The organism is Fluviicola taffensis DSM 16823 (assembly GCF_000194605.1).
In the GTDB taxonomy this organism is placed as follows: Bacteria; Bacteroidota; Bacteroidia; order Flavobacteriales_D; family Crocinitomicaceae; genus Fluviicola; species Fluviicola taffensis.
On the sequence record NC_015321.1, the window covers coordinates 1271061 to 1288790 of the forward strand.

Genomic DNA, 17730 nt, shown 5'->3' on the forward strand with positions numbered 1-17730 from the left:
AATTTTTAGATTGAACTCGCGATTAACGAATCGAAAAGCAACTATTTTTTCTTTTTAGAAAACATGGATAAAATACGTCCTGTGACGAAGAATCCTCCGGAGATATTCAGTGTTCCCAATAGAACAGCTAGAAATCCAAGTGTGAGGTTCAAATAATCGTCTGATGGAACGTGATACATCGTAATAATTGCTCCAGCCAAAATAACGCCATGAATAGCGTTTGCTCCTGACATCAATGGTGTGTGTAAAATTGCAGGTACGTTCGAAATGATTTCGATTCCCAGAAAGACACACAATAAAATAAAATAAATCGGGGCTTGATTTCCCGTAATAAAATCTAACATACTTCTTCGTTAAGGATTGATAAGATGCGTTCATTGACGAGCTCTCCATCTTGAATCAACATACTTGCAGTCAAAATAGGATCGTCTGTTCGTGAAATAGTATCGAGTTGAACATAATGCTTTAGGAAATTGAAGTAATTGGTAGCCAACAATTGAGAAGTTGTTTCTGCCAACTCACGCGACAAATAAGAATCTCCAACAATACGTACTCCATGATGCGTAACTGTTTGTTGGTCGACTGTTAATGCACAATTTCCACCTTGCTCTGCTGCCAAATCAATAATCACTGATCCGTGTTTCATTTTTTCCACACTTGATTTTTCAATCAAAAGGGGTGCTCTTTTTCCCGGAATATTTGCAGTTGTAATCACAATAGCGGATTCTGAAACATATTTATCAATCAAGGCACGCTGCTTTTCCAAAAACTCTTGTGATTGCTCAATGGCATATCCTCCTGCATTCAAATTTTCAGCCGCTCCTTCTACCTCGATAAAATTTGCACCCAAACTTTGTACTTCCTCTTTGGCAGAACTTCTCACGTCAAAGACATGAACAATTGCACCCAAACGTCTGGCCGTAGCAATTGCCTGTAAACCAGCCACACCTGCTCCAATAATCAACACTTTTGCTGGGCGAATTGTTCCTGCAGCAGTTGTAAACATGGGGAAAACAGATCCATACAATTCAGCTGCTTTGATTACTGCTTTGTAACCTGAAATCGAAGCCACAGATGATAAAACATCCATGGCTTGCGCTTTCGTACTTCTTGGAACCATATCCAAACTGAATAAGGTCAAATTTGAGTGAGTCATTTTCCCCAGCTCCCCTGTTCGAAACAACGGATTTAAAATTGAAATCACCGTTTTGGGAGAATTTGGTTGAAAGGGGGTGTCAAATGGATTGATGATTGTTATTATGTCAAGTAATTCCAAGATTTCATCTCGACCCATTAAAGCCGCACCAGCCTTCATGTAATCACCATCTGAAAACCCCGCTTTCTGACCAACACCACTTTCAAAGTAAACTTCAAAAGACAATTCCTTTATAAATCGTTGAACGACAGCTGGAACAATAGATACTCTCGTTTCCTCTTCCCGTTCTTTTAGAATTCCTAGTTTCATTTTTTTAATTAGAATTATGGGAAAACCCCACGATCGTTATACGTTAATTCGATACGCTTAATAGCTTCGATATAAGCTGCTGTTCTGAAATCTGTGTTAAAAGCTTCGGAAGCAGCAACTACGCGACTAAATGAGTCCAACATCTTTTTCTCCAAGCGAGTAATAACATCTTCAAACTCCCAAATTTCACCACTTCTATTTTGAAGCCATTCGAAGTAGCTACCGATAACTCCACCGGAATTACACAGGATATCTGGAATAATATCCACTCCTTTTTCACGAAGAATCGCTTCTCCTTCAGGAGTAGTTGGGCCATTTGCGCCTTCAGCAATCACTTTTGCTTTCACCGAAGTTGCATTCAATGCAGTAATCTGATTTCCCAATGCTGCAGGAATACACACATCACACTCCACTGCAAAGAAATCTTCATTGGGCAATGTCACTGCTTTTGGGTAATTAGCAATCACACCATTATTCGCTTTCATGTAAACCAATAAATCCGTTGGGTTAATTCCATTTGCATTATAAATCGAACCTGAAGCATCTTGAACGGCAGTTAGAATTGCACCATTTTCCTCCATAAAAACAGAAGCCCATTGACCCACATTTCCAAATCCTTGAACGATGTATTTTTTCCCTTCAAGCGTTGTATTTCTCCATTTTGCCCATGCTTTCAAGGTTACCACAACTCCATATCCAGTTGCACGGTCTCTTCCTCTCAATCCGCCAGAGTTAACTGGTTTTCCAGTTACAACATGAGAATATTTTGAGCGTTCATTCGGTTGTTTTGTAGACATATACGTATCTGCAATCCAAGCCATGATTTGAGCATTTGTATTTACATCTGGTGCTGGAATATCGTATTCTGGCCCGATATTGTCGCCCAAAGCGTGTGTAAATCGACGCGTAATTCGTTCTAATTCACCCATCGAATATTTAGACGGATCTATTTGAATCCCCCCTTTTCCACCACCGTAAGGCAAACCTGCCAAGGATGTTTTCCAAGTCATCCAAATAGCTAATGCTTTTGCATCATCCAACTCAATTGCTGGGTGATAACGCAATCCACCTTTGTAAGGCCCTAGTGCGTTGTTGTGCTGAACGCGGTAGCCTGTAAACACTTCAACTGAACCGTTGTCTAAACGAACAGGGAAGTGAACAACTAATTCGTTGTTTGTGTGTGCTAAAATTTTGCGGATATTCGGGTTTAAATCCATAATATCAGCTGCTTTGTCAAATTGCTGACGAACACTGTCGATCATGCGAGGTGCTTGTTGTTCTTTGGTCATCATATTATCTATTATTGAACATTTTCACAATTATAAATAAATATCTCAGGAGAGTAATAGCAACACTCATTTTTGAGTGTGCAATGCCCACATAACGAAGTCCTCGTTCCTGAAACATCTTGGTGATTTTGAGTATTTAAAAAGTGACTGCGTGCTTGAAAAAAAATAACCATTGGCTCGTATTCGGAGCATTCCCAAGTAATCTCATCCGAAGAATAAAGTGTGCAGTTTCTTACAAAATGACAGGATTCACAAATCCCTTTTCCAGTTCGACTCATCTTTTCAACTAAAATCGTTTCTAGCCCATTTTCAGAAAGCATGCCAGAGATGAATCAGCTGATTTGAAAACAATCAAATAGAAATGCAATATACTGAAAAACAGGAGTGTAAATAATTAAAAAGAAAGAAAATGAAAAAAGAGAATCTGCGTAATTATTACGCAGTGAGTAAAAATTACTCGGGATTATTTGATCTTTTGTCCCAACGTTTTACGGTCAATTCCGAGAATTTCGGCTGCCTTGGTTTTATTTTGGTTAACTGATTCAAGTACTTTTAGAATATACTCTCGTTCCTGATCCTTCAATGTTTTAAAACTGGAAGAACTTGGAGAATATGCAGGCATTGGAGCCTTTAAATAATCTGATAAATCTTTGACATCGATGATTCCTCTTCCCATAATGAGGGAGCGTTGAACGACATTTTCCAATTCACGCACATTTCCAGGCCATGAATGACGCAGTAATATTTCAACCGCTTGATCCGTAATTTCCGGTTTTCGAGTCAATTCTGCCCCATGTTTTCGTAAGAAGAAATGAACCAATAATGGAATATCGTCTTTTCGATCGCGCAATGCAGGCATTTCAATATTCACCACATTCAAGCGGTAATACAAATCTTCTCGAAACGATCCTTGTCGAACCATTTGTTGCAAATTGGAATTCGTTGCGGCAATAATTCGCACATCTATTTTCTCTGCTTTGGAAGATCCAATCATAGTGATTTCCTTTTCTTGCAAAACGCGAAGCAAACGAGTTTGTACATTGTGCGATGCATTCCCGATTTCATCCAAGAAAATCGTCCCTTGATTGGCTGCTTGAAAGAAACCAACACGATTTTCCATTGCACCCGTAAAAGAGCCTTTCAAAAATCCGAATAGTTCACTTTCCAATAAATTTTCAGGAATAGCTCCGCAATTGACACTTATAAAAGGTGCTTTGGAACGATGTCCGCTGTAATGAATTGCTCGTGCAACTAATTCTTTTCCTGTTCCGCTTTCACCTTCAATTAGCACTGTGGCCGAATTATTCTTGATTAATTGAATCACATCTGCCAACTGATTCATAGCTTCAGAGCGGCCAATCATTCCCAAAACTGCAAAAGGACTTGGATTTTCTAGATTTTCATTTGATTTGAATTCCCGACGATTATTCCTGTTTTTCAACAAGCAATTTTCAACCGACTGACTCAATTCTATTTGCGTAAAAGGTTTCACTAAATAATCGATGACGCCAAATTTCACTGCTTCAACAGCACCTGAAATGGATGGATAACCCGTAACAACCAATACTGGTAATTCGGGGTAATGTTCTTTGACGTAATGAACCAATTGCATTCCGTTTATTTCCGGCATTTGCAAATCCGTAATCAATAAATCAACAGAAGTATGTTTGAGTAATTCAATGGCATCAGGAACATTGCTTGCTTGAAAGGTAATGAGATGCATTCCTTTTAATTGGCGCTGAAGCAATTCCAACATTTCCAATGAATCATCAACAACTAGAACACTTTCTCCCTTCATCATTTTTGTTTTTTAGGCAAGACAATACGAAATACCGTGCCTTCATTTACTTTTGATTTCACAAAAATACTTCCTTTGTGGGATTTCACAATTCCATGAACGACACTCAAGCCCAAGCCCATTCCCTCTCCAAGTTCTTTGGTGGTGAAGAATGGCTCAAAAATTTGGGTTACTGTTTCTTCCGACATTCCAATTCCAAAATCCTGAATAATCAGCTCCGCATTTTCTCCTTTATCGCAAACTTCAATCAAAATTTGCCCTTCTTTTGGTGATGCGTGCAATGCATTGTTGATCAAATTAAATACTACCTGTGTAATTTGAACAGTATCCAACTGAACCAAAATCGGATTTTTATCCAAGCGCATCTTCCAATCAATTTTCTTGCTCTCCAAGGACGGTTTTATCAATAAAACAGTATCATTAACCACTGCTTGCAGCGATACAAATTCAAATCTTTGTGGCAATTCACAGGAGAAATACATCAGTTTTTTCACCACTTCTCGAGCATGAATTGCAGCATGTACAATTTTCTGTGCATCTGCCAAAGTGGATGAATCTTTTGAATCATCAATAATCAATTGTGAAAACCCAAGAATACTTCCCAGTGGCGTATTGAGTTCATGTGCAATTCCGGCAGTAATTTCTCCAAGTACTTTTAAGCGATCGTGATGTTTTAAACTTTCCAAATAGCGCAACTCACGAGATTTAATTTCCTGATGTTCGATAAATAGAGCCAAATCAATCGCCAACTTCTCTAATAACCGGTATTCATCTTCTAAAAAGTCGGCTTTTTTATAACTTGATGCAGGATAATAAATACGAATGCGACCTATTCCTTGGTCATTTACACGAATAATCTGTTCTTGAAACACATTTTCGAGCGGTTCTTCTGCAGACTTAAACCAATCCGTACGAATTTGAATGTGACAAATTGCCGCTTCATCGTGTTGCCATGCTTTTGGAATACGGTGAACAATCTCCTCAATAATTTCATCAAATGATTTACTTGAATCAAGGGTGATTTTTGCAATATCATACAAGCACCCCAATTCTTTTAAGCGTTCATGGAGTATTTCGCTTTCTGTATTTTTCACAGGAATCTGATTGGAATGATTAATTAATAAATTTATAATTCTCGATCCACGTTGAATCTGTGACATCGTACATCAACTTCCAAAAATTGGTATCCACAATATAATCAAAATCCAGTTGCTTGATATTGTATCGATTCGCCAAATATTCTTCTTGCTTTAAATTAGGTCTCATTCTATTCAAACTCCACCCTGCTTCGTTTTTACCTAGATAAGGCCAATCTGAAAAGCGAATCTTCCACAAACTATCCATAGCGGGACAATAGCCAATTTCCACTCGAATCGTATCATTGACAAAAACACCACCAACAATACGATTTTCACGAAAGTAATCGATTTTATTGGGATTAAAAGGGCTTGGCCAATAACCACTCAGCACCTTTATAAACTCATCTTTATTGGTAAAGACTCTAGAAGCTCTTAAGATTCCATCTGCCGAATATTTCTGTGCTACGAAAGTAACAACTTGTGAATTTGCACCCGTAGAAATACGCGCACCGAAGACATATTTAAAAGAGCTCTGGTTTTCATTCGAAAATGAAAAAACAACGGTAAGCAATATGAGTGCAATGAATGACTTCACAGTCCTAGAACGCTAATTCGAGTAAAATTGTTTCAAATACTTTAAAAATCAATCAAAGCGAATCACCTGACTAGGCATCACCACGGCATTTAATCGGATATCTGTTGGTAGCACATCATCAATATTCTGCTCCAAATCAAAGTAGTGCAAGCCTACAAACAAGCAATTCGGGGCACATTTACGTAAAAACCGATCGTAAAACCCTTTTCCATAGCCAACTCTATTTCCTTTCACATCTGCAGCCAAAAGCGGTACAAAGACGATGTCAAACTTATCAGCAGCAATTACTTTTCCTTTTTTTGGTTCAGGAATTCCTTTTTGATTAATCTCCAATTGATCAGTAGATTCAAACAGATAATGGCGCATTTCAAAGGTTTCAAAATTGGTTTTTGGAATGGCAACAGTTGCTCCAACCCCCATCGCTCTTTCCCAAAGAAGATACGTATTTAATTCACGTTGACGCTCAATCGGAAGAAAAATAGAAATCGTTTTTTCAGAAAGTTGAAAATGGGTTAAAGTCATCTCAACAATTGTTTCAGAAAGTCGTTCTAACTCTCCAGGAGAGAGTTGCAACCTCATTTCTTTGTATTTCTGACGTAACTCTGCCTTGGTCATAATCGTTGATTGTTTGCGAAAAATCCAAACTAAATAATGGAAGGTCTTCAACCACTTAACCTGAATTTCGCTACTAAATTAGTTGAAAGACATTAATTAACACACTATCAAGTTAATAATTCGTTTGAAAAATAGAAAGGTAATTCAAATTTTGACAAAAATGTGACAATTTAATTCGCATCGGAAATCATAAAAAAAACAGGAAATCAATCATTATTTCAAGGAATTCAAGTTATTTAACAAAAAAAGAAGTGTATTGCACTTTATAATTTTTCTAAGTAAGTATATTTACGCCGTGTATAAAAGTCTTCGTTTAATTTCGATCATTTGTTTTTTATCCCTGACTAGTAATCTAGTTGGAAATTTTGTTTGGGCTTGCATACAACAAAAAGAATCTATCAATTTATCTTTAGAAGAAGACGATTCAGAAGAGCGAGACTCAGATTCAGAAGAAAATAATGGGAGCAGCAAAAGAGGTGTCAATCTTTTGGAAGAAGAACTTCATTTAGCAGATTGTGCAAATCTTTCAACTTTTGATATTGATTTCAAGTTGGTTTCCCGAACTACCTTTTCTATCATCACCGACAAAACGAATGGTTCCAAAAAAGCACCACTCGATAATCCTCCCGAAATCGTTCCTGAATTTAGCTAACATCCCTTTTAGTTTATTTCGTTAACGACTTTACATGAAGAATTTATTTAAAACTTGGAAGCAGGATATTCCTGCTGGCCTAGTTGTTTTTTTAGTTGCAGTTCCGCTATGTCTTGGAATTGCCTTAGCCTCTGAGGCACCTGTATTTTCTGGCTTGATAGCTGGAATTATTGGAGGTGTAGTAGTAGGAAGTATTTCTGGATCGGCAATCGGCGTTTCTGGTCCAGCAGCTGGATTGACGGCCATTGTAGCTACAGCAATTACTGATTTGGGTTCTTTCGAACTCTTTTTAGCGGCTGTTGTTTTTGCTGGAATTTTTCAACTCATTCTTGGCATTATAAAAGCTGGTTTTATTTCTTTTTACTTTCCAAATGTGGTGATTAAAGGAATGCTCGCAGCAATTGGACTTTTGATTATATTCAAGCAAATTCCTCATGCTATTGGATATGACAAAGATTTTGAAGGAGATGAAAGCTTTTTTCAAGCTGACGGTCACAATACTTTTTCGGAACTTTTTTACAGCTTAAATTACATCTCCATTCCAGCAGTTGTGATTTGTTTAGTTTCTGTATTGGTACTCATTCTTTGGGATAAGAAATTTATTCAAAAAACCTTCTTGAAATTTGTTCCTGGACCACTCATTGTGGTATTGATTGGAATCATTGCTACCATTTCATTGCAAGAGACTTCATGGAATTTAATTCCAAAACACCGCGTGGATTTGGGAATAAACGGCAAATCATTTGGGGAGCTTTTTACTTTCCCAGATTTTAGCCAATTGGGAAATTACAAATTGTACCTTACAGCTGCTACTTTAGCTGTTGTAGCAAGTTTGGAAACACTCTTAAGTTTGGATGCAGCAGATAAATTGGACAATAAGAAGCGAATCACATCTGGAAACAGAGAGTTATTAGCTCAAGGATTTGGAAATATTGCTTCGGGATTAATTGGTGGATTGCCTGTAACACAAGTGGTAGTTCGAACATCTGCAAACGTAAATTCAGGTGGAACCAATAAACTAGCAACCATCTTTCATGGTGTATTGATTGCCGTTGCGGTACTTTCCATCCCTCATGTTTTCAGTTTTGTTCCTTATGCTTCATTGGCAGCAATTCTAATCATGGTCGGATTTAAACTGGCAAAACCAACGCTTTTCAAGAAAGTGTTCAAAGAAGGATGGTTGCAATTCATTCCATTTATTGTTACAATCATTGGTATTCTTTTGACCGATTTGTTAATTGGAATTTCAATTGGATTAGGCGTTTCATTTTTAGTGATTCTCTACTACAATTTTAAATTATCTCACTACCTTTCGGTAGAAGACGACATTTACCACATTCGTTTAACAGAGCACATGACCTTTTTAAATAAAGCGTCATTGATTGAAACATTGCTTAAGATACCCAACAATGTAAAGGTGATTATTGATGAAAGTAAAGCTAAATTCATCGCTAATGACATTATTGAGTCAATCGAAGACTTTAAAATACGAGCACAAGATAAAAACATAGAAATAGAAATTATAACTCCAAAAGAATCAAAATATGAAAGAGATATTTGAAGGAAACAAAGCATGGGTCGAAGAAACATTAGCAAAAGACCCTACATTTTTTGACAATTTATCAAAAGGTCAAACACCAGAATATTTATGGATTGGTTGTTCAGATAGTCGTGTTCCTGCGAATGAAATCGTAAATCTTCCTCCAGGAAGTATTTTTGTACAACGTAATATTGCCAATCAAGTAATTAATTCCGACATGAACCTATTGAGTGTCGTTTATTATGCAGTGAAATACTTGAAAGTGAAACACATTTTAGTTGTTGGGCATTATGGTTGTGGTGGCGTTGCTGCAGCAATGAGCAATAAAAGTTTTGGCTTTTTAGACAACTGGTTGGTGAGTATTAAGAATGTTTACATGAAACACCAACATGAATTAGACGGAATCAATGATGAAGCCTTACGTACAGATCGTTTAGTGGAGTTAAATGCTATCGAACAAGCACGAAACATGGCTAAAATTTCATTTATTCAAGAAGAATGGCAGAACGATAACAAGTTAGAAATTCATGCCATGGTTTATAGCTTAAAAGATGGAAGATTGCGTGATTTGGAAAAATCATTCAACAATTCAAATGATTTGAAAGGTGTATTTCAGGTTAACCAGTTTTAGTCAATGATTGAAGAGACAATCACTCAACTTGAAGCCATTTTTGAACCATTTAGGAATGCCAAACGTGCAGAAACTGCTCAGGCTTATCTAAAAGATCAGTTTCCATTTATCGGAATGAAAACAGAAGTTCGAAGAAGTGCTCAGAAAAAATGGGTTGATTCTCTCAAAAATATTGACGAACGTATCATACGATGGGAAATTATTCGCGCTCTTTTTGAGAAAAAAGAGCGCGAATACCATTATGTAGCTATTGATTATTTAAATTCTTGGCCAAAACACTACTTCTCTCCAGAAGATGCAGAAGAATTAAGATGGATACTTAGCACACATTCTTGGTGGGACAGTGTGGATGCAATCGCTTCAAATTATTTAGGAAAATGGGCAAAATTTTATCCTGAAAAAGCACGAGAAACTTTCGAAAAATGGCGTTTTGATGAATCTTTTTGGATGCAGCGTAGTTGTTTAATTTATCAATTGAAATACAGAGATGAAGTCGATAGTTTATACTTGGAACACTTGATTCAGCAGATGAATGGGAACAAAGAGTTCTTTATTCAAAAAGCCATTGGCTGGTCACTCCGACAATTATCCAAATACAAACCGGAAGATGTAGTCGAGATACTTGCCAACAACCCAATTAAAGGATTGGCATTGAGGGAAGCGAGTAAATACCTTGACTAATTACTTAATTATCAATAATTCGTAATTAGGCATTAGGAATTCGTAATTAACTTGTTACTTTTTCAAAACCCGACATTATCTACCAAAACCCAAGACTTTGTTTCAAAAGAAATCACATACTACATTTAACGAAGCCAAACAAATAGCCCTTGCTCAAAAAGACCACCGGCACTTTGGACCTTTATACGAACGTTATTTCGAGCAATTGTTCCGATTTATCTTCAAAAGACTTGGAGGAAACGAAGAACTAGCTGGAGATTTGGTGCAGCAATGCTTTATGAAAGCTATGGCGAATATTACAAAGTACGAAGACCGAGGACTTCCATTCAGTGCTTGGCTATATCGAATTGCGCAAAACGAAGTCAACATGTTTTTTCGATCTGAAAAGAAAAATTATACCGTAGAAATAACTGACAAACAAATCTTTACCATTTTAGAAGAAAATGGAGAAAACACAACCAAACAAGAAGATTTAGATCAACTGATTGAAATTATCAATAACTTAGATGATGTTCAAACTGATTTAATAGAATTACGATTTTTTCAAGAACTCAGTTTTAAGGAAATTGCAGACATTTATCAAATTTCTGAAGCCAATGCTAAAATGAGAATTTACCGTTTATTGGAAAAAATCAATACAAATTGGAAACGCGAATCATGAGAAAATTTCAAAGAATATCAGAAGAAAAATCACAAGAGCCTACCAAGGAACAATTGGTGCGTTACAAAGATTTTACCTCGCTTTCTCATAAATACGAGCGTTTGACGAAACGTCCTAAAAAACCTTTGTACAGAGATCCAAAATTGTTTTTGCTCCTGCTGATCATTGGATTGATGTTCCTATTGATCTTTTTAGAATCTTAAAACCCTTCGATATCCAACTTCCGCATTGCTATGAATGATTTAAGCACTCGTTCTCCAACACCTGGAACATCCACATGAATCAAGTAAACCCCACTTGCAACTGGAATACCGATATTATTAGTCAATGCCCAGTCTATAAAAGTAACATCATAATCCTTCTTAAATTGATTAACAAGCTTGCCTGAAGTAGTATAAATGGTAACTGTACATGTTTTAGGGAGATTGATAATTTTTATGCGATTATCGACTTTACTCCGCTCGTATTCGGAAAATGCATAGTAAGGATTTGGAACAACATTGATTAAATCCAATGCGCTTGCCAAAGCATCTCTACTTCCTGTCGTGGTTTGTAAATCATTCATCGACCAAGAATACATTGGTTTACCTCCATTAAGTCCCGTTGCTGTAAAATCAGCATATTGCTTGTTTACTCGCAATTTCAATCGTGCTGTGGACTCCAAAACGCTATGACCTGGTGCTGTAATCGTGTTAGCAATCCACATCAAACTTGTATACAATTTCTTGTAGGAAGTATTTGTTGCTATTTGGAATTGATCGTAAACCCACGTGTTCGTGCCATCGTAATAAGGACAACCCTCATTGTTGATGTTTACTCCAAATACCCAAATCGGTTGGTTACCTCCATTTACATACAACCCATTTCCGTCTGTCTGTCTGCTTGATGGATTCCAAACCATGTCTGCTCCATTGTCTCCTCCTAAGAACGAATTCTCTCCAAAAGCCATGTGCAAACGTGCGCCTGTTTCCAAATCAATTGCATAACCTGGGAACCAACCCATACCTGTAGTTGGAGTTCCGTCAGGATTTCCATTCTTGTCTACTGATGCGGATGCCCGAGGACGACCTGGTAAACCTCCTCCTTGATTCAAATTCGCATCGCGACCTAGTTCTACAACCACACAACGAGTCCATTTTGTCTTATCTGGAGTCATAACGATATCTACGCTAGGTAACGATTTGATCGATGCATTAGTACGAGCAATCGGTATTCCTCCATAATTTGTCGGATAAGCCAATGGCATGAAATCACATTGGTAACCTGTCAACTTGTGTGGACCTACTCCCCCACCCAATAATTTGTTGTACTTCTCCTTTGGATCAAGACCTATCTCATCGGAGAAACAACATGGATTCAAATAACTCGCGCCTCCCCAAGTATCACAATCTGTTGCTTGAACAGGGGCATAAGTCCCCGTTCGTAACCAGTTTCTTGGTGTCAAGGATGCATCATCTTCTACAAAATCCAACCACCGCTTTGTGGAATCTGAATACGAAATCGACGAAGACAAGGGATCTGTGTACAAATAAAAAGCTGAATTAGGTGCTACAGGGTAGTAGTACTTATCTTGGAAAATCTCAATCGAAACTCCCCATTTGGGAACTACCTGCTCATTCCCTTGTTTAATCGTTACATCAGATGTTACGGAATCCAATAAATTACCCCCTTCTGTATCATACCTGTTAATAACCCAACTAGATGTGTCAATTCCTTTAATCTCGGTAATTCCATTTCCTGAAACACCAACATAATTACGGAATTTACACTCAAAGTAACCGCCTACAACATTCAAGGGATCAACAACTTTCACATTGATTGGACCGCCATTGTAGTCATACTCCAATTTATCTTTGAAGCCATTAGCTACAATCGCATCCTCAGATGCTGTTGTTAATTCCAAGGATCTAGAACCATTTCCTGTTCCGTCTAGACGCGTAATACGTGGCGTAATTCCATAGGAAGCTAAATGCATGGTTCCCATCGATTCTGGTGACGGGTCATGAGGAATCAATTCCAATACTTTTACTTCGCCAATAGCAGCTTTTCGACTTCCCAAAAATGGTTTTTTCTGTCCGTCTAAAGCATTTGGATCTGTGGGATCATAGCTTTTATAATTGTTGTGAGCATAAGATATCGCCATGTAATAATAGCGCTTGAAATTAATGAGTCTTCTATCTCCTGACGCGAATAAATCCTCTGTCACTCTAAAAGAGTGACGTATTCCTAAATCAGCCCCAACTACTTTTTCTACTGGAAAAGTAGCTAGCAAATTCTCATCAAATTCAAAATTTATTAATCGTTTTACTCCGTCCTTAATATCTACTTGAGCAACTAATCGAGCCTTTGTTTGATCTTCCAAATCAGAAACACTCACATTCGATTTGTATAGCTGATAAATCAGATATCCTTGAAAGCGGTAATTCTTATCAGCAGTTGAATCTGTTGCAACAATCAAGGGATCAAACTCCATATAATCTTCCCGTTCATTATTTGAAGCCGAATTGTTCGAAAGATAAAGTATTAATTCATTCTTTAATTCCTGACCACTCATATCAGGAGCGTGCGGACCTTCTAATACGCGGAAGCAATTTTCAAAGAGGGCTTGAGCTTTATCATCAGCTACTCGCAAGGTATTTACAGATTCAAATGGACCACCACCTAATGATCTTGCCCAAACCATACCAACCGTAATGTTATTAACTGCACCTGGCTTTAATATAAACGGACCTGCAGATTGTAAAAACCGTCTGTCGTAAGGTAAATTATTTGCCGTTTCTTCTGTCCAATCAGGCTGTGGAATTCCACCTGTTCCCCAACCCAATGGATCAGTATCATCTGGGAACATAAAATCACACGTTACACTTGGATTAACTGTTGGATCAGAAATATGACCATTACCTCCATAATAAAACGGCGTATTATCTTTCCATCTTCCTCTTAAAAAACAATAATAATGAAAAGCACTAGTTGGATCCGTTTGATTTGGACTCGTTCCTGCACCAGCATTTATGTAGTATAAAAATCGCCGCATTCCAAAACGTTCATTATCCACAATACCATCTCCGTAACCGATTCCGTTCAGTGCTTCACCTGCACCAATCCCATAGCTATTATCGATAGAATCATTGTCTTGATAAGGACCTTCAAAAAAATCTACCCCAGCTGCTGGCGGATTTGCTCCATATCCATAAAACCCTTGATTTTCGCCATCGTAAGAATCTCCATTGTAGAAATATCCAAGGCCACGGCTAACGTCACAGCCCACATAATCATCAAAAGGATCACCCAATGCGCCATCAACAAAAACCCCGAAATAAGTTTCAAATAAAGTTTGCGTTCCACGATTAATCAATTCATAATTGTAGAAAGTCATGTTGTTAACATCATCATTCGTAGCAAATGCAAAAGCTTGCGCTCTAATTTCCATTCCAATTGGTTCACCTTGTGATTCCGTATGAATATTTCCTTTATCATTCATCACCCACCACATATTGAAATCACCATATAGTGAAACTCGTCTATCTGTCTTACAATTTTTCGTCCCATTAATGTCGTACCAAGGATAATCTCCTTCTTGCCACTCATATTCACCATCATTATCTCTGTCAAAAAAAGGTGCCAAGTTGTAATCTTGACCCTTTGAAACATCTCCATGAGCTGGCCAATTTTTAATAAAATCGGGAACCTGATAATTGGGGAAGTTTGTTGTCTGTAAGTTTGTTCCGTTTTGTTGGTCTAAAACACCCGCATTATACCAAGCGTCAAATTGTTTCACAACATCTTTACTCGAAGTGAAATGATTGTCGTATTTCAAACATTCATCAGCATCTATTTCTGCGGTACCATTAGCTAGTGGACCCGTCCAATAATCCTGTCCTGTTCGGTAACGCAATGCTGCTAATTTCAATTGTCCATTCACATCTGTTCCACCAAGCCAAAGAGCTGAAGTGAAAAAACACATGATTTTCGAATTTTTAGGAATCTCATATTGCGAGAAATTTTGACCTGGAACTTGCCATAAATTACCTGCTGTATGAACCATAGCCCGCACATTATTGTAGTCTATGAAGGTTGTCTTGCTTGCTGGAGCACAACTCGCTGCTTTCGTTTGAATGGTTTTCTGAATCTTACTCTCTCCAATATAAACCTGAGAAAACACTGATTTTGTTCCTAACAAAAAACAAATAATCACTAATACTCGCATTTCTTTCATAAATAGTTGGAGTGAAGATACTCAAAAATATACAGCTATAAAAAAGCAGAATACAAGGAAACGAATTGCCTTATATTCTGCTTATCTAACCGACTATGGGTAATTTATGTAGCGTAAAAGTAATTACTCCAGAAGGAAACGAAAACCAACTTACCTAAAACTAACCTATTATGAAACAACCCTTCTGTGAGTAAAACTTTGCTTTGAACAACAGATATAATGTGTAATCTGATAGAGCAAAAGTAGCTTTAGAACTGTTGTAAACAAATACCTGAAAAGGTTGTTTTTGACTACTTGGAAGAAGGTAAGGGGAGTAACGGAATTTTTGAGAGACTGAAGACAGCAGACCAAAGAACAACTATTTTATATCTAAGGTCTTAAGTCTTTTAACGCTTCCAGCAAATCACTTTCTCGAAATCAATCAACAACTGATAGATTCCATTGAACTTGTTGAAACTCAATTCTTCGTAAGTATCATACACATCGTGGTAATGCTTATTTGGTCCCATGGTATACATGAAGAATGCTGGAACACCTTTTTGAGTAAAGAAATAATGATCTGAATTGGCTGCTGCTCCTCTCGAAGCCACTTTTGGCAAATATTGTTGCTTTTCATTGATGGATTTCAACACTTCAAACTGCTCTGGAAATAAGGTCGCATTTACAACTGTTGCACCTTCTTCTCCACTTCCCATAATATCGAGATTGAACAAAAACTGAATATCTTTTAATGGAAAAACAGGATTCTCAGTGTAATATTTACTTCCGAGCAAACCTACTTCTTCTCCAGCAAATGCGATGAAAACAATGTTTACATTCGATGGATTTTTCACGTAATAACGAGCCATTTCCAATAAGAGAGCAGTTCCTGAAGCATTATCATTTCCACCTGGGAAATAAGCTTCTTGTCCCATTTGACCGAGATGATCGTAATGTGCGCTGAAGACGAAATAGTTCTTCGATTTCTTCTTTGCAGGAACATAAGCAATGACATTTCTTGCCGTGTGATTCACAACCTTCGCATCTATTTTCACTTTGAAAACCCACTCATCCAATGATGCATCTAAAGCACTTGACTGAACTTGAAGTAATGCAAATTGGCGCTGTTCCTGACTCACACTCCACGTAAATTTTGTGTCCGTCAATTCAATAATTGGCATGGATGAACCCAAACTTTTTGCCAATTCTTGGGCTTTTTTTAAGGTATCTCCTTTCCACAAGCTAAAATGAAATGCAAAACTCACTCCTGCTTTCGAACCACCTATTGATGCCTGACTAATCTTATTTTTCAAACTTTTCGGTTTGAATAAATCATCTGTGGTGATGCGAAAAACTCTTAGACTGTCTTTGTAAAACATCGGACAAGAAGGATCAACCACAAACTCTTTTCCAGGGACAAGCACTTTTCCATTTACGGAAACAGCCATGTTATTTGAGAATGTATTGACTTTAAATTGAAAAGGTTGAAAAGGAGTGTTCTTAAAAAATTGACATCCCATTTTCTCGAATTCATCAGCAATAAAACTTGAAGCAATTGAATCACCTCCATTCACATATCCGCGACCATGAAATGATGGAGAACATAATTTTTCAGCGGTCAAACGACCTTGCTCAACTTGAGCAAAACCAAGTACTGGAAGAAAGAACAGAAGGTGAAGAATCTTATGCATATTTGCGCTCTACTTTTTGAATTAACTCAATTGCCAATTGACTTTCAGAATCCCAATGATACTTATTGGCGTAACTACTTACCAAAGACCTTGCCTCTTCTTTTGATGGGATTGTTTCCAATTGCTCAATCAAGTTATTGAATTCATCGTTTGAGCCATTGAACAACTCTTGAATAATTTGCAAACGTTCGTTGAATCCGAAAGCACCTTTCAATGTTTCCAAGCGCACCGACATCAATCGAGCGGCCAAGGTTCCATCATTGTTATTTAACTTTCCATAAATCGAATGCAAATTTTGCCCAATTTCAGGAGAAGCAACAAATATTGGTTCTGGTTCAGGAACTACTGGAGAACCCATATTAGCTTCGTAACGTATTTCTTCTTTTTCCTCTTCAACTACTGGAGGAGCAAATGGTACAACCTCATCCTCCGCAGCTATTTCAACTTCAGAAGTTGGCAACTTTTCGACTTTAGCAGATTCTTCAACTCCCATTTCAAAGGCAATTTCATCTTCTACCTCTTCATCCAAATCCATTGCAAATAAATCAAAGGATGCCTCTTCTTGCACTTCTGAATTCTCTAATTCAATTTCTGGTTCAGCAATCGATTCAAGTTCAACCTCTTCTTTCGAAACTGCTGTAACAGGATTCCCATAAACTGATGATTCGTATGCTTTGTAACGCAAAATAATTGCGCGCTCATTCAATTGATTGGTAGCTGCGGCAAAAGCTTCCAACTCTCCAAGAGTAGCTTCTCCCGACTTTATTTTGAGTAATAAAACAGCAATTTCTTCGATTAATGCGTGCATTTCCATATTTCTTGTGTTTCAGAATTTTTC

16 protein-coding genes are annotated in these 17730 nt (G+C 37.5%); 6 read left to right on the forward strand and 10 right to left on the reverse strand.

The features are described 5' to 3' along the window. Positions 1 to 41 precede the first annotated feature (41 nt). The 7 genes from FLUTA_RS05665 to FLUTA_RS05700 all read right to left on the reverse strand — a co-directional run bounded on the left by FLUTA_RS05665 (position 42) and on the right by FLUTA_RS05700 (position 6841). The gene (locus FLUTA_RS05665) at positions 42 to 344 is read right to left on the reverse strand and encodes an NAD(P) transhydrogenase subunit alpha part 2 (RefSeq protein ID WP_013685900.1); all 303 of its coding nucleotides are present in this window, start codon (positions 342 to 344) and stop codon (positions 42 to 44) included. Beyond that, on the reverse strand, positions 338 to 1465 hold the full coding sequence (locus tag FLUTA_RS05670) for an NAD(P) transhydrogenase subunit alpha (RefSeq protein ID WP_013685901.1): 1128 nt from the start codon (positions 1463 to 1465) through the stop codon (positions 338 to 340). The genes FLUTA_RS05665 and FLUTA_RS05670 overlap by 7 nt, the downstream gene beginning before the upstream one ends. Positions 1466 to 1479: 14 nt before the next feature. Beyond that, the gene (locus tag FLUTA_RS05675; RefSeq protein ID WP_013685902.1) at positions 1480 to 2754 is read right to left on the reverse strand and encodes a Glu/Leu/Phe/Val family dehydrogenase; all 1275 of its coding nucleotides are present in this window, start codon (positions 2752 to 2754) and stop codon (positions 1480 to 1482) included. Between the two features lie 463 nt (positions 2755 to 3217). Next, complete coding sequence (locus FLUTA_RS05685; protein WP_013685903.1) at positions 3218 to 4555, reverse strand: sigma-54-dependent transcriptional regulator; 1338 nt, start codon at positions 4553 to 4555, stop codon at positions 3218 to 3220. Beyond that, entirely contained in the window at positions 4552 to 5646 is a 1095-nt protein-coding gene (locus FLUTA_RS05690) for a sensor histidine kinase (RefSeq protein WP_043024108.1), read from the reverse strand. Before FLUTA_RS05690 ends, FLUTA_RS05685 begins: the two co-directional genes overlap by 4 nt. 19 nt (positions 5647 to 5665) lie before the next feature. Then, the gene (locus FLUTA_RS05695) at positions 5666 to 6226 is read right to left on the reverse strand and encodes a hypothetical protein (protein WP_013685905.1); all 561 of its coding nucleotides are present in this window, start codon (positions 6224 to 6226) and stop codon (positions 5666 to 5668) included. A gap of 48 nt (positions 6227 to 6274) precedes the next feature. Next, positions 6275 to 6841, reverse strand: a complete 567-nt coding sequence (locus FLUTA_RS05700) for a 5-formyltetrahydrofolate cyclo-ligase (protein WP_013685906.1) — start codon at positions 6839 to 6841, stop codon at positions 6275 to 6277. Between the two features lie 295 nt (positions 6842 to 7136). Between FLUTA_RS05700 and FLUTA_RS05705 the strand changes: the two genes are divergently transcribed. From FLUTA_RS05705 to FLUTA_RS05730, 6 genes are all read left to right on the forward strand, one after another. Continuing rightward, on the forward strand, positions 7137 to 7493 hold the full coding sequence (locus tag FLUTA_RS05705; RefSeq protein WP_043023665.1) for a hypothetical protein: 357 nt from the start codon (positions 7137 to 7139) through the stop codon (positions 7491 to 7493). 34 nt (positions 7494 to 7527) lie between these two features. Continuing rightward, positions 7528 to 9054: a SulP family inorganic anion transporter gene (locus FLUTA_RS05710; protein WP_013685908.1), complete on the forward strand. Its 1527-nt coding sequence runs from the start codon at positions 7528 to 7530 to the stop codon at positions 9052 to 9054. Then, positions 9038 to 9664: a carbonic anhydrase gene (locus FLUTA_RS05715; RefSeq protein ID WP_013685909.1), complete on the forward strand. Its 627-nt coding sequence runs from the start codon at positions 9038 to 9040 to the stop codon at positions 9662 to 9664. Before FLUTA_RS05710 ends, FLUTA_RS05715 begins: the two co-directional genes overlap by 17 nt. Positions 9665 to 9667: 3 nt before the next feature. Beyond that, positions 9668 to 10345 (forward strand): DNA alkylation repair protein, encoded by a 678-nt coding sequence (locus tag FLUTA_RS05720; protein ID WP_013685910.1) that lies wholly within the window; start codon positions 9668 to 9670, stop codon positions 10343 to 10345. Positions 10346 to 10442: 97 nt separating this feature from the next. Next, entirely contained in the window at positions 10443 to 11006 is a 564-nt protein-coding gene (locus FLUTA_RS05725) for an RNA polymerase sigma factor (RefSeq protein WP_013685911.1), read from the forward strand. Continuing rightward, the gene (locus FLUTA_RS05730; RefSeq protein WP_013685912.1) at positions 11003 to 11209 is read left to right on the forward strand and encodes a hypothetical protein; all 207 of its coding nucleotides are present in this window, start codon (positions 11003 to 11005) and stop codon (positions 11207 to 11209) included. Before FLUTA_RS05725 ends, FLUTA_RS05730 begins: the two co-directional genes overlap by 4 nt. On the opposite strand, the gene FLUTA_RS05735 is transcribed toward FLUTA_RS05730, so the two are convergent. The 3 genes from FLUTA_RS05735 to FLUTA_RS05745 form a co-directional block, all read right to left on the reverse strand. Further along, positions 11206 to 15222 carry a T9SS type A sorting domain-containing protein gene (locus tag FLUTA_RS05735; RefSeq protein ID WP_013685913.1) on the reverse strand — a complete coding sequence of 1339 codons (4017 nt, stop codon included), beginning with the start codon at positions 15220 to 15222 and terminating at the stop codon, positions 11206 to 11208. The genes FLUTA_RS05730 and FLUTA_RS05735 overlap by 4 nt on opposite strands. A gap of 386 nt (positions 15223 to 15608) precedes the next feature. Next, positions 15609 to 16892: a M28 family metallopeptidase gene (locus tag FLUTA_RS05740; RefSeq protein ID WP_013685914.1), complete on the reverse strand. Its 1284-nt coding sequence runs from the start codon at positions 16890 to 16892 to the stop codon at positions 15609 to 15611. Further along, on the reverse strand, positions 16885 to 17706 hold the full coding sequence (locus FLUTA_RS05745; protein ID WP_013685915.1) for a hypothetical protein: 822 nt from the start codon (positions 17704 to 17706) through the stop codon (positions 16885 to 16887). The genes FLUTA_RS05740 and FLUTA_RS05745 overlap by 8 nt, the downstream gene beginning before the upstream one ends. Between the last annotated feature and the right edge of the window lie 24 nt (positions 17707 to 17730).

Bases quoted from the DNA above. Each gene is read 5' to 3' on its own strand.
- FLUTA_RS05665 (WP_013685900.1), bottom strand. From the start codon at position 344: ATGTTAGATTTTATTACGGGAAATCAAGCCCCGATTTATTTTATTTTA.
- FLUTA_RS05670 (WP_013685901.1), bottom strand. From the start codon at position 1,465: ATGAAACTAGGAATTCTAAAAGAACGGGAAGAGGAAACGAGAGTATCT.
- FLUTA_RS05675 (WP_013685902.1), bottom strand. From the start codon at position 2,754: ATGACCAAAGAACAACAAGCACCTCGCATGATCGACAGTGTTCGTCAG.
- FLUTA_RS05685 (WP_013685903.1), bottom strand. From the start codon at position 4,555: ATGATGAAGGGAGAAAGTGTTCTAGTTGTTGATGATTCATTGGAAATG.
- FLUTA_RS05700 (WP_013685906.1), bottom strand. From the start codon at position 6,841: ATGACCAAGGCAGAGTTACGTCAGAAATACAAAGAAATGAGGTTGCAA.
- FLUTA_RS05710 (WP_013685908.1), top strand. From the start codon at position 7,528: ATGAAGAATTTATTTAAAACTTGGAAGCAGGATATTCCTGCTGGCCTA.
- FLUTA_RS05715 (WP_013685909.1), top strand. From the start codon at position 9,038: ATGAAAGAGATATTTGAAGGAAACAAAGCATGGGTCGAAGAAACATTA.
- FLUTA_RS05720 (WP_013685910.1), top strand. From the start codon at position 9,668: ATGATTGAAGAGACAATCACTCAACTTGAAGCCATTTTTGAACCATTT.
- FLUTA_RS05730 (WP_013685912.1), top strand. From the start codon at position 11,003: ATGAGAAAATTTCAAAGAATATCAGAAGAAAAATCACAAGAGCCTACC.
- FLUTA_RS05735 (WP_013685913.1), bottom strand. From the start codon at position 15,222: ATGAAAGAAATGCGAGTATTAGTGATTATTTGTTTTTTGTTAGGAACA.
- FLUTA_RS05740 (WP_013685914.1), bottom strand. From the start codon at position 16,892: ATGCATAAGATTCTTCACCTTCTGTTCTTTCTTCCAGTACTTGGTTTT.
- FLUTA_RS05745 (WP_013685915.1), bottom strand. From the start codon at position 17,706: ATGGAAATGCACGCATTAATCGAAGAAATTGCTGTTTTATTACTCAAA.